Origin of the sequence: Chloroflexus islandicus, from assembly GCF_001650695.1 — a bacterium.
GTDB lineage: Bacteria > Chloroflexota > Chloroflexia > Chloroflexales > Chloroflexaceae > Chloroflexus > Chloroflexus islandicus.
Genome location: NZ_LWQS01000069.1, coordinates 1 through 12,484, shown reverse-complemented (window position 1 = coordinate 12,484; position 12,484 = coordinate 1). Strand labels below are relative to the sequence as shown.

Sequence of the window (12,484 nt, the reverse complement as noted above, 5' to 3'; positions counted from 1 at the left end):
AACACGGCGTCCCACGACCACATCCAACCACCATCACAACATCACATCGCGCGCCAGCACATCGTCCTCGGTCTCGCGGCGCTGGATCAGGCGCGCTTGGCCATCGCCGACCAACACCACTGCCGGGCGCGGCACAAGATTGTAGTTGCTGGCCATGCTGAGCGTATAGGCTCCCGCCGTCGCCACTGCTACCAGATCGCCCGGCTGCGCTGGCGGCAAGGCAATCTCTGGCAAGAGCACATCACCCGATTCACAATAGCGTCCGCCGACAGCAACTGGCTCGCTAGCCGGCTCGCCGGCGCGATTCGCTAGCACCGCACTGTAGCGCGCACCGTACAACGCTGGCCGGATGTTATCCCCCATGCCGCCATCAATATGCAGCCAGCGCCGGCCTTTGCGCCCCACCACCCGGTACAGCGCCACCCCTGCTCGCGCCACGATCGACCGGCCCGGCTCGACCGTCAGCCGGGGCAGCGGCAAATCGTAACGCGCGCACGCCGCTTGCAGCGCCGCACTCACCACCTGCGCATAGCGAGCAATATCGGCCGGTGGCTGCTCGGCAGTGTAAGGCACCCCCAACCCGCCACCGGGGCTCAGTTCAACCGGCATCACCCCAAACCGCTCACGCAGGCGGGCAGCTTGAGCAGCCAGCACGTCAACGGCGGCCACAACTTGATCGAGCGCAAACAGTTGCGAACCGATATGCGCATGCAACCCTAGCCAGCGCAAACCCGGCGCAGCCAGCGTTTGCGCCACGGCCTCATCAAGCGCGGCCAGCGGCAAGCCAAACTTCGCCGCTTCACCACCGGTCGCAATGTGCGCGTGGGTATCGGCCTCGATCGCTGGCGCGATCCGCAGCAACACCCCTTGCGGCTCGGCGAGCTGGGCAGTTATGGCGCGTAGACGGGCCAGCTCGTCGAGATTATCCACCACGATCGCCCCCACCCGCCACGCCACTGCCCGCTCCAGCTCGGCGTCACTTTTGGCGTTGCCGTGCAGATGGACATGCGCCATCGGCACTCCGGCCCGCCGCGCGACCAGCAACTCAGTCGCTGACACGACATCCAGCCCTAGCCCCTCTTGGGCCACGATCTGGGCCAACGCCGTATTGAGCAGCGCCTTGCCAGCGTAATGCACCCGCGCCGGGCCGGGATAGGCGGCGGCAAACGACTGCCGGTAGGCGCGCATCGCCTCTCGCAACGTTGCCTCATCAAGCAGATAGAGCGGGGTGCCGAACTGTTCGGCCAGCGCCACCGTATCGCACCCACCCACGACAAGCCTGCCGCCGGTAACGGCAGCCGTCGCTGGCCAGACGTGCGGCGCGAGGCTCATTGGTTGATCCCCGCCAGACCGAGGCGCGGCGCCGCAGCGCGCAGCGCGGTGATCACCTCGCCGATCAGCGCGTCGAGTTCCATGCCGATCACCTCGGCCCCATGCACAATCCCTTCGCGGCTGACCTTAGCGGCAAACGCCTTATCCTTCATCTTCTTGCGCACCGACGACACCTCAACGCTATGAATGCTCTTGTCGGGCCGCACCAGCGCCACCGCGGTCACAAACCCGCTCAACTCATCAACCGCGTAGAGGGTGCGTTCAAGCGGCGTTTCCGGCAAAATGCCGCTGTAATCGGCATGGCTGAGAATCGCCCGCAAGATCTCCGGCGACCACCCCGTCGAGCGCAAATACGCCACCCCGTAGAACGGATGGCCGGGCAACTCGGCAGGCACCTCATCACCGCGGATCAACGCTTCCGCAATAGCCGTCGTCGCCGGCCCGGCTTCCGGCATGTGCGGGTAACGCTCAAAATCGAGATCGTGCAACAGCCCCACCGCCGTCCACAGATCAACATCAGCGCCCTGCTTAGCGGCAAAGTGGCTCATACATGCCGCCACTGCCTCGCAATGCTTGCGCAGACTATCAGTGGTAATCCATTCATGCATAATTTGGCGAGCAGTATCGGTGAGCATCGCGGCTCCTTTAGGCATCAATTGGGAACTATTGCTGTATCAAGGATATGATACCACGATTATTGCGAACTGCACGGGGGCAGAGCGATGCTCTGCCCCCGTGCGGCGAAGCCATGCACGAGTGCTATGCCTGAGCAGGTTGGTTGCGCTGAAGCGGGAGATTGCTTCAGGCGCTGTGCGCCCTCGCAATGACAAATGGAGCGGCTACACCGCCCTACCCCAACCGTATCCCGCGCAACCGCAGCGAATTACTCACTACAAACACCGACGAAAAGGCCATTGCTGCCGCTGCTAAGACCGGGCTTAACTGCCAGCCGGTCAGCGGGTAGAAGATACCAGTCGCTACCGGAATTAAGATCACGTTGTAGGCAAAGGCCCAGAACAGATTCCAGCGGATGGTACGCACCGTTGCCCGGCTCAGCGCAATCGCCTGCGCGACACCGCGCGGATCGCTGCGCATCAACGTAATGTCAGCGGTCTCCATCGCTACATCGGTGCCGCTGCCCATCGCGATGCCGACATCGGCCTGCGCCAGCGCCGGCGCGTCGTTGATGCCATCGCCGACCATGGCCACGCGCCGCGGCTTGGCGCTGGCTGCGCTCTGTTGCAAGCGAGCCACGATTGCCGCCTTCTCATGCGGTTTGACCTCGGCATAGACCGCGTTGGCCGGAATGCCAACTGCTGCCGCAATCGCCGCGGCGGTGCGCTGGTTGTCGCCGGTCAGTAACGCCACGTCCAAGCCGATCTGGCGCAGCTCGGCCACGGCTGCGGCAGCGGTGGGTCTGACGGTATCGGCCAGCGCGATCACACCGCGCGCCTCGCCGTCAGCCGCCACTACGATCACCGTCTTGCCGCTGGCTTGCAACTGAACAACGGTCGCTGCAAACCCGGTCACATCCACCCCGCGCTCGGCCAGCCATGCCGGTGTGCCGATCAGGACCGTTTGTCCGTTCACTTCAGCCTCGACGCCGGCCCCGCTCACCGCCTGAAACCGGGTGGGACGCTCGATCGGCAACCCACGTGCCTGCGCCGCTTGGACTATCGCCATCCCCAGCGGATGCTCGCTGCGACTTTCCGCCGCCGCCGCCAGTTGCAACAGCGCCAAATCAGCCGGCGCCTCAGCCACACCAGCTTGCGCCAACACCGGCTGCGCCACGGCCACAATATCGGTCACTTCGGGCCGGCCATGAGTGATGGTGCCGGTCTTATCGAACACCACCGTCTGCAAACTCGCTGCCCGCTCCAGCGCTTCGGCATTACGGATCAGGATGCCGTGCGTTGCGCCGGCGCCAGTGCCGACCATGATCGCCGTTGGCGTCGCCAAGCCGAGCGCGCACGGGCAAGCGATGACCAGCACGGCCACCGCGAAGATCATTGCCTGCGTGAGACCAGCCCCGGCCCACAGCCAACCAGCAAAAGTCAGTAGAGCGATCACGATCACGATCGGCACAAACACGGCTGAAATCCGATCGACCAACGCCTGCACCGGCGCTTTCGAGCCTTGTGCCTCTTGCACCAGCCGTACAATCTGGGCCAGCGCCGAGTCTTTGCCGATCCGCGTTGCCCGCATCTGGAAGCTGCCGCTACGGTTGATCGTTGCACCAAAGACAGTATCGCCGGCTCGTTTCTCGACCGGCAGACTCTCGCCGGTCAGCATGCTCTCGTCAACCGTTGATTCGCCGGTAACGATGACCCCATCGACCGGAATCTTTTCCCCCGGACGCACAATCACCATTTCACCAGCCCGCACCTCGCTCAGCGGCACATCAACCTCTTGGCCGCCGCGCAGCACGCGCGCCGTCTTCGGTTGCAAACCGATCAGCGCCTTAATCGCCGCACTCGTCTGGCTCTTCGCCCGTGCCTCAAGGTACTTGCCGACCAGAATTAAGGTGATGATCACCGCCGCGGTCTCGAAATAGACGTGGCCGGGAGCGCCGCTGAGCAAAAGAACGAGGCTGTAGAAATAGGCCGCCGACGAACCAAGCGCGATCAGGGTGTCCATAGTCGCTGTGCGCATGCGCAGCGCCCGCCATGCGTAGCGGTAGAAGTCACGGCCCGAATAGAATTGCACCGGCGTCGCGAGGGCCAAGAACAGCCAGTTGAGCAGATCGTCGCGGGCGGCGATCATGTGCATCATTTCAGCCATTGATGAACCGGCCATTGTTGCCGCCATCGCTGCCCCTTCCCCGATCAGCCACGGCGCGATCAGACCGAAATCGCGCGCCATCGAGAGCACAAACAGCGGCAAACTAAAGACCACGCCGACCACTAGCCGGCGTCGGCGTACTGCCATCTCGTGCGCCCGTGCCCGCGCCTCGACATCCTCCGTCTCGGCAGTAGTTGTTGCTGGCGTAATCACGCCATAGCCAGCCTGCTCAACTGCCTTGACGAGATCGGCTCGATCGACCATGCCCGGTGCATAGCGCACCAGCGCCTGCTCGCTGGCCAAATTGACTTCAGCACTCAACACCCCCGGCGTCTTGCGCAGCGCCTTCTCGACCCGCGCCGAACAGCTCGCGCAGGTCATACCGGTGATGGCCAGCGTGATCTCATCGGTGACCACGCCATAACCGGCCTGCTCGATCGCGGCCTGCAACGCCGCTGGCTGCGCCTGCGCCGGATCGAACCGTACCAGCGCATGCTCGCTAGCCAAATTGACTTCGGCGCTCAGCACTCCCGGCGTCTTGCGCAGCGCCTTCTCGACCCGCGCCGAACAACTCGCGCAGGTCATACCGGTGACAGACAGGATGATTTCACGTTCGGCCATGGCGATTACCTTGGGTGAATGTGGTTTTCATTCATTGGGGTGGAGCCGCACAGCCGTGCGGCTCTACGGGTACCCCCTAACACGCAACGCCTAACGGCGTCACATCGTCGTAACCGGCCTGCAATACCGCCGGCTGCACCTGAATGGGGTGGAGCCGCACCGCCGTGCGGCTCTACAGGATAACCGCTAACACGCAATGCCTAACGGCGTCACATCGTCGTAACCGGCCTCTTTGATCGCCATCACGATCTCGGTAATATCAACATCGTCATCATGCACGACGGTCACAATCTTATTGGTCAAATCGACCTCAACCTGCGACACACCGTCGAGCGCGCCGACCTCTTTGCGCACCGCATGGACACAATGCTGGCACGACACCCCCGGAACGCGGAACTGCTCAGTTACCATCGGTTCGCCTCCCTTACTAACGATGCGTACTCTCAAAGACTTGCAATAGCTCGGTGAGCACCCGCTCGCGTTCGCCGACATCTTCGCTCCGAATCGCAGTCGTAACGCAACTGCGCAAATGGTTGGCAAGGATGACGGCATCAAGCTTGGCGAGCGCCTGCTGGATCGCGCGCGTCTGATTGAGCAGATCGATGCAATAGGCATCCTCCTCAACCATGCGTTGCACGCCGCGAATGTGGCCCTCAATCGTCTTTAAGCGGTTGAGGATCTGCTGCTTGTGCTCGTGATCCATCGGCTCACCTCCTTCCGGTTTGGCATACCCCCTCCCCCGGGGGAGGGGGTGGTACAGGCAGTATAGCACACTCGATTGTCATTAGGCAAGCAATCTTTGCGCTATTTACTATGACCGGATTACGGCTATCTCATTCCGCCCCAACATAGCACCCCTCTCCCGCCGAGCGAGAGAGAGACGGAAAGAACTTGGGCAATCATAACTGTGAGTCGCTGTGCGATGCCTCAAAGCCCAGCTCTACGCTCCCTTCTCCCGCCGTTAGGTGGGAGAGGGGCCGGGGGTGAGGGCCAATAACCCGCGCAGCGGGATTCAGAGATTCTGTCCGCCCTTGAACCCACCGGCAAGGGGCTGGGGGTGAGGGCCACCGCGCAGCATAGCCTCAAAGACCCCCAAACGATGCAAACAATCTTACGATGTTTGTGCCTTTTGTGTCTTTTCGTGGCTATTCCGCCCGCGCAGCAGACCTCGTACCCATCACCCAACCCTTCCGAGCCGGGTGCCGGATCAGATGGTCGATCCGCTCCCCTATCTCAGCGGGGAAGGGCAAACAGAACATGTGGTTGGTCACACCCGTTGATCGCTGTGCGATGCCGCAACGCCCAGCTCTACGCTCCCCTCTCCCGCCGTTAGGTGGGAGAGGGGCCGGGGGTGAGGGCCAATAACCCGCGCAGCGGGATTCAGAGGTTCTGTCCACCCTTGAAACCCAGTAGGAGATGGGCTAGGGGTGAGGGCAGTACTAAATGACGCTTGATCAACCATCGCTCCGCAACACCGTCCGCACCTCGGCCACCAGCCGGTGCAGATGCTCGTCGTCGCGCAATTCGGCCCGGCGCGGACGCGGCAGATCGATCGGCACTTCCGCCAGCACCTGCGCCGGTCGCCGGCTCAGCACCACCACTCGATCAGCCAATAATACCGCCTCAGCAAGGTTGTGCGTCACCAGCAACACTGCCGGCGCCGGCTCGATCGTCGCCAGCAGATCGAGCAGCTCGCCCTGCAACTGCTCGCGGGTGAGTTCATCAAGTGCGCTAAACGGCTCATCAAGCAACAACACCGGCGGCGCCAACGCCAAAGCCCGCGCCAGCGCCACCCGTTGCTGCATGCCGCCCGACAACTGCCGCGGTAAGCGGCTTGCTGCATCGCTCAAGCCCATCCGCGCCAACAGCTCGGCTACCCGCTGGGTGCGCCTTGCCGGCGGCCAACCAGCTAACTCGAGCGGCAGGGCCACATTCGCTGCCGCGTCGCGCCACTCGAGCAAAGCCGCAGCCTGAAACGCAATCCCAAACCGATGCTCGCGCCGCGCTTGCGCTGGTGATAGGCCAAACAGCCGCACCTCGCCCGCATCCGGCTGCTCCAGCCCGGCAATGATCCGCAACAGGGTGCTCTTGCCACACCCGCTTGGCCCAACCAGCGCCACAACCTCGCCAGCCGCCACCGTCACATCAACGCCGGCCAGCGCCTGCACCGCACCGGTGCGCGTTGCGTAGCGCTTGGTCACTGCCCGGACATCGATCGCATAAGGAGCCGGAACAGCATCGTGCAGCGCGATGCTCGTCTCATCAACGGTAATGGCCATGTCCTGTCTATAATGCCCTTGCACCCGCTCGGTGCATCACCGCTGCTCCGGCAACAGCGTATAGTCAGGGAAATTCCCGTACAACCGCTCACCCGGCGCGCCAACGGTCACCGAATCAACCAGATACTTGCCGCCGACAAAGCACCCCTTCCACGACGCGCCCATCCCGCCAAACACCTCATCGCGATCGCCACGCGAGCGCATTTTGTTGATGCCAACCTTGAATGCGCGCAGTTCGCTCGCGATCATCTGGCCCAATTTCGGATCGTCGGTTGCAATTGACGAAACCAGATTGCCATTCGAGATGTTCATCTCACTAATGAGTTCATCAACGCTATCGACAATCACGATCGTATCAACCGGGCCAAACGGCTCGTTATGGTGCAGCCGGCAGTTGCGCGGCACGTTCAGCAGCGCAATCGGCGCCATATAGGCCGAAATGTCTTGATCAGGCAGGAAGAGCGCCGGATTCAGATCGCCCTCGTACACGCAAATCGCCCCAGCGCCAAGCGCCTCGCTGTAGAGCACGCGCAGCTCTTCCACTTTTTTCGCATTGATCAAGGGGCCAAAATCGAGCTTGGGCAACGGATCGCCCGGTCGATCCACCAAGACGGGATTACCGATCTGAAGACTCTTCAGCACCGGCAGATACATATCGAGAAACTTGGGGAAGAGTCGCCGCTGTACGACATAGCGGATGTAGGCGGTACAACGCTGTTTCCCGTACGCAAATCCCTTCTTGATCTGCTGCGCGAGATTCGCCCAATCCGAGAAATCCCAGATCCCGTAGCAGTTGACGCCCTCCATCTCGAGCATATAGCGCTTGTTGCGATCATAGAGCGAAGCGGCAATATCGCGCCCATTCGTCTTGCCGCCAACAAACGCTAAACAGGCCACATCAGCGTTGCGCACGAGCGCATCGCTCAGCGCACCGCCCGATCCGCTCACGAGCGAGACCGGCAATCCTGCCCGCCGCGCGATGGCAAATCCGAGCGTTAATGCAAACAACCCGCCATCCGAAGGCGTCTTGGCGATAACCGCATTGCCGGCCAGCGCCTGCACCAGCACTGCATGCATCAACACCGAATAGGGGTAGTTCCACGAAGCAATGTTTGAGATCAGACCGAGCGGACGGCGACCGTTCATCATCCATTCGATCTGCTCAATGTACCACTCTACCCCGCTGATGCAGCGATCGACATCATCGCACGCCAACTGGTAGGGCTTGCCAATTTCCCACATGAGCAAGTAGGCGATCAGATCACGTTGCTGACGCAGACCGGCCAACGCTTCGCTCACCCGCCGGCGCCGCTCATCGAGATCAACCTGCGACCATGTTTCGTGTTCGCGCGCCGCAAACCGCACTGCTCGCTTGGCCGTCTCGAGATCGATCATTGGCATCAGTCCCAATTCACTGCCATCGATCGCCGTGCTATAGTGCTTGCCATGCCCCGGCCACCCCCACGTCCCTTCGATCAAATTGAGCACGTGACCATCGGCATTGAACGCTTCCGGCGCTGCCGCTCGCAATTGCGCCATCAAACGCGGCCACTCGCACTCTGGTGCAATGATCTTGCTCATGCTGCTCCTCTTCCGGCACTGTGATATTTCGCACAATCACAGTATAACATGCCTTGACCGTATCATAATACACTCGTTCCTTATGTCCTTCTAACCCTCTTAATGCTACACTATAATGCAATCTGAACCAACTACGGAGCAACACGTATGGAGCGCCGCACGAACATCCTTGTCCGGCCACGACGACAACATCGCCGGCCCGGTACTCCAAGCAGTTACATCATCGAGCTTGAATTTGGCGATGGCCGCCGGCTGGTATCAACCGAAGAGGTGGCTTTTGACCTCGCTTCGCCGGAAACAGCCGACCCGGACGCAATCAGCCGGTACGGACAAGAATTGTTTCGCCGGCTCTTTCCGGGCCGGCTGAGCCATGCCTTTCACGTTGCCCGGCAAACCGCGCTGCAACAACAAGAACCGCTCCGCCTCCGGCTTGCGCTTGACCCGCTCGATGGTGAACTCCAAGCGATCCCGTGGGAGCTGCTCCATTTACCCGCTTCCGACAACCAGAGCCGGCCGCTGCCCTTTTCTACCAGCGATCATATCCTCTTTTCGCGCTACGTTGACAGCGAGCAATTTCCGCTTAGCGACCCGATTGAACATCGCCCAATCCGCATGCTCTTGGCCCTGAGCGAACCGAGTGATCTTGAACGGTGGGGCCTATCTCCATTCGACCGCAAAGCTACCGAGCAAGATTTTCGCCAGCGTTTTCGCCCATTTACCGATAACGGCCAACTCAGCTTCGAGATACTGCCCATCGCCGAAGAAACAGCGCTGCGAGCTGCGCTTGAACGTGGTTCATTGCTCAACGAACGCGAACGTGGCTTTGATGTCGTCCTGTATCTAGGCCACGCACTCTTTCTGCCCCAACACGGCACCCGCCTTTTGCTCGAACACGGGCCGCAACGACGTGGCCGGCTGTTCGATGGGAGCGAACTAGCGCGCGTGTTGGCCACATTGCCGGCTTCGCACAAACCAGCATTGATCGTGCTGGTAGCGTGCAACAGCGCCACCGTTGATCTCCAAGCGCCCCTCAGCAATCTGGCTGTTCGTCTCATAGCCGAAAGCGGCATTCCAGCCGTGCTTGCAATGCAACGCTTAGTGGCCATTGAGCTTGCACGCGCTTTCACTCAGCACCTCACCGAGATGCTGCTGCGCAATGGCCTCATTGATCTAGCGGTTGCCACTGCTCGCCGGCGTATCTATCGGCCAGATACGGTTGGCTGGAGTACCCCGGTTCTGTACACCCGCCTCAGTAGCGGTCGCCTGTTCCAACCGAGCGTTCTGCTCAGCTATATCGAATGGGTCTTGCAGCAAGATGAGATCAAACGCTGGGCCGGTAATGAATACATTGATGTTGGTTGCCTAGAGATACCCTACGGCCAACATTGGCAATTTCTCTATCGCCGGCCAGAAAACGCCCCGCAGCCTAGCTCAACGCGCGATACATTAGTAAAGCTGATTACTGGCCACACAAGTGATTCACCCCAGTTCATCGCTCTTACTGGTTCCCATCAGTCCGGCCAAACGACCATTCTCCGCCGGGTTTGTTACGATCTGGCCCGTAACGCGCTTTTTGACATCAATGCCCCTGTTGGCGTACTCATTTCACTGGCCGGCTACGAACAAGCACGCGGCGAGCCACGTCTCCATCATCATATCGTCGAACAGGTACGCCACCAGCACCCAGCATTTGCCGATACCCTCGACCGTCTGTTTCGCGGCTCATCCAGCGGCGATACCCAACGTCCACGCCTTGCGTTCCTGCTCGATGATCTTGAGCAAGTTGCCGAATCGCATTGGAAAGATCTCATCCGTGATCTGAACACCTTCCGCGCTCGCCTGCCTGATCAAGTGTTTGTCGTTGCAGCACCCCAAACCTTTGCATCGCTGACATTTGAACATCAAGTGCAGCTTCTGGCCATTCAACCCCTTGATGAACCAACCATCGTCGCCTACATTCGCCAACGTGAACGCCGGCGCGCACGCGCGCTCCTCGATCGAATGCGTGATAACCGCCTCTATCATCTAGCCAGCGACCCGCGCATGCTGCTGCTGATCGTTGATCGTCTCTCTGACTCCAATCAGCGTCCGGTCACCTATTACCACGTCATCGATGAATTTCTCACCCAAGAACTCCGCGAACTCGATCAGCGGTACCAGATGGGTGATGTGGCCCGTGAAAGCCTCTACCAGATCGCGTGGCACATGCGCTGGAATATGACTGACTACCTCTCAATCAGCGAATTGTTCACAATCCTCGCGACAGTGCGGCGTAATCGCGACTACAGTCTCGAAGATCTGTTTCGCCAATTAAGCAATACCCAGCTCATTACTATCGCCGGCCAGCGCGATATTCGCTTTACCAATCAGGCGGTCGCTGCCTACTGCGCGGCACAAGCGCTCTACCGCGCTCCCGATCACTCACAACGGTTAGCCGACATTGTCGCATTGTGCGCTGATGTTGAACGCCAACGTTGGTGGGAGGATGTCCTCTATGCGCTGGCCAGTCTGCTCGATAAGCCCGATGAATTGCTCAGTTGCATCGCCAGCTCTCTCCGCAACGGCAACCGCCGGCTTGCGGTGCTCGCTGCCCGCTGTCTTGAGGCATTGCCAGATGAAAAACTCCAGTTAGTGCCGCTCACATTGCGTAATGAATTGATCGACAACTGCCTCATTCATCTTGATGAACAACGAGAACCGAGTGCGGAACGGCGAGAATTGCTCGTCAGTGCCCTTGGCAAAATCGATCATTTCCAAGTTCGCCAGCAATTGCGCCGGATACTCGTTGACAAAGTGCGCCAAACGAGCAGTGGCCTGCGCTACGAATACACCAATGTGCGTATTGCGGCTGCCCGCGCCCTCCGCGATCTTTATCTGCCAGACTTTCGCCGCCAGCGCAACCCCGCTCAAGCAAAAGAAGCATTTGATCGGACAACCATTCCGCTCAAACAACTCCGCGATGATCGCCCGCTCATCGAACTGATGTATCGCTGGTTACAGGGTGAAGGAGGGAGGCATGAGCTTCGCCGCTGTCTGATGACATCGCCACTCCCGCACGAACGGGCCATTGCTGCCTTTGCACTGGCGGACGTCAGTACATCACCAGCGCAGCAATCATGTGACGCACGCTTCTTGTTGCGGATGATTACTCGACCGACCGATACTGCCGGCACCAAAATCAGCGACGACTGGATTGACACGATGTGGTCAGCAGCCGACGCGCTTACGTTGTTTGACGCGGAATATGTCGTGCCATTAATTTCCGCCCTGATCCGCTACAAACGCAGTATGCCCAATCCAGCCGCGCAACAATTAGCGTATCTGGTTGGTCGTTTGCGTATCAACCAACCGTTTATTATCGAATGGCTCATCAAACTATTGATCACGAATCCAAGCCAGAATGTCAAAGCACGCGCTTTGCAGTCACTTGCATGGATGGGGAGAGAAATAGCTCATCGCACGATCGCTATTGCCAGTAGCCAGAGCAATGACACAATGACGATTAAACAGTTTATTGAAGAGATTGCCCTCTGGCGGCAACCACTGCCACACTTTATCGTTGGCGACTTTAGGCTCGACACACCGGTGAATGCCCCAGAGCCTATCTATCTGCGTCGCAAAGCAATAGAGGCACTGGCATGGATTGGTGACCGGCAGACACTACGCGAATTAGATACTGAATGCCCATATTGGCCGCTTGAACTGCGTACCCAGTGGTATATTGCGCGCGACAGCATTCAACGGCGGATCAGTTGAAACCAAAACGAAAACCGCCCGCAACTATCACGAGTTGCGAGCGGTTTTTCATCGGGAGGGTGCGTGGACCTAGGTTCCCAGCGGAGAGCCGCCAGTAGGATCGGCGCTGCGACGTTTCACGACCCGGTTCGGGA

Annotated in this window: 8 protein-coding genes; 1 reads left to right on the top strand and 7 read right to left on the bottom strand. The window is 60.0% G+C overall.

Annotation, left to right across the window (positions count from 1 at the left end):
* Positions 1 to 33: 33 nt before the first annotated feature.
* The 7 genes from lysA to A6A03_RS13720 all read right to left on the bottom strand — a co-directional run bounded on the left by lysA (position 34) and on the right by A6A03_RS13720 (position 8,594).
* Positions 34 to 1,332, bottom strand: coding sequence for a diaminopimelate decarboxylase (gene lysA, locus A6A03_RS13750; protein ID WP_066789450.1), 1,299 nt, complete (start codon positions 1,330 to 1,332; stop codon positions 34 to 36).
* Positions 1,329 to 1,967: an HDIG domain-containing metalloprotein gene (locus A6A03_RS13745; RefSeq protein ID WP_066789448.1), complete on the bottom strand. Its 639-nt coding sequence runs from the start codon at positions 1,965 to 1,967 to the stop codon at positions 1,329 to 1,331. Before A6A03_RS13745 ends, lysA begins: the two co-directional genes overlap by 4 nt.
* Positions 1,968 to 2,181: 214 nt before the next feature.
* Positions 2,182 to 4,734 carry a heavy metal translocating P-type ATPase gene (locus A6A03_RS13740; RefSeq protein WP_066789446.1) on the bottom strand — a complete coding sequence of 851 codons (2,553 nt, stop codon included), beginning with the start codon at positions 4,732 to 4,734 and terminating at the stop codon, positions 2,182 to 2,184.
* 186 nt (positions 4,735 to 4,920) lie between these two features.
* The gene (locus A6A03_RS13735; protein ID WP_066789445.1) at positions 4,921 to 5,145 is read right to left on the bottom strand and encodes a heavy-metal-associated domain-containing protein; all 225 of its coding nucleotides are present in this window, start codon (positions 5,143 to 5,145) and stop codon (positions 4,921 to 4,923) included.
* A 16-nt stretch (positions 5,146 to 5,161) separates the two neighbouring features.
* Positions 5,162 to 5,437, bottom strand: coding sequence for a metal-sensitive transcriptional regulator (locus A6A03_RS13730; RefSeq protein ID WP_066789442.1), 276 nt, complete (start codon positions 5,435 to 5,437; stop codon positions 5,162 to 5,164).
* Positions 5,438 to 6,188: 751 nt separating this feature from the next.
* A complete protein-coding gene (locus A6A03_RS13725; RefSeq protein ID WP_066789439.1) occupies positions 6,189 to 7,013 on the bottom strand; it encodes an ABC transporter ATP-binding protein in 825 nt (274 codons plus the stop codon).
* A gap of 36 nt (positions 7,014 to 7,049) precedes the next feature.
* A complete protein-coding gene (locus A6A03_RS13720; protein WP_066789436.1) occupies positions 7,050 to 8,594 on the bottom strand; it encodes an aldehyde dehydrogenase family protein in 1,545 nt (514 codons plus the stop codon).
* A 147-nt stretch (positions 8,595 to 8,741) separates the two neighbouring features.
* Here A6A03_RS13720 and A6A03_RS13715 point away from each other — a divergent pair, with 147 nt between their 5' ends.
* Complete coding sequence (locus tag A6A03_RS13715; protein ID WP_066789433.1) at positions 8,742 to 12,350, top strand: CHAT domain-containing protein; 3,609 nt, start codon at positions 8,742 to 8,744, stop codon at positions 12,348 to 12,350.
* Positions 12,351 to 12,484 lie beyond the last annotated feature (134 nt).

Bases quoted from the DNA above. Each gene is read 5' to 3' on its own strand.
- A6A03_RS13730 (WP_066789442.1), bottom strand. From the start codon at position 5,437: ATGGATCACGAGCACAAGCAGCAGATCCTCAACCGCTTAAAGACGATT.
- A6A03_RS13740 (WP_066789446.1), bottom strand. From the start codon at position 4,734: ATGGCCGAACGTGAAATCATCCTGTCTGTCACCGGTATGACCTGCGCG.
- A6A03_RS13720 (WP_066789436.1), bottom strand. From the start codon at position 8,594: ATGAGCAAGATCATTGCACCAGAGTGCGAGTGGCCGCGTTTGATGGCG.
- lysA (WP_066789450.1), bottom strand. From the start codon at position 1,332: ATGAGCCTCGCGCCGCACGTCTGGCCAGCGACGGCTGCCGTTACCGGC.
- A6A03_RS13735 (WP_066789445.1), bottom strand. From the start codon at position 5,145: ATGGTAACTGAGCAGTTCCGCGTTCCGGGGGTGTCGTGCCAGCATTGT.
- A6A03_RS13715 (WP_066789433.1), top strand. From the start codon at position 8,742: ATGGAGCGCCGCACGAACATCCTTGTCCGGCCACGACGACAACATCGC.
- A6A03_RS13725 (WP_066789439.1), bottom strand. From the start codon at position 7,013: ATGGCCATTACCGTTGATGAGACGAGCATCGCGCTGCACGATGCTGTT.
- A6A03_RS13745 (WP_066789448.1), bottom strand. From the start codon at position 1,967: ATGCTCACCGATACTGCTCGCCAAATTATGCATGAATGGATTACCACT.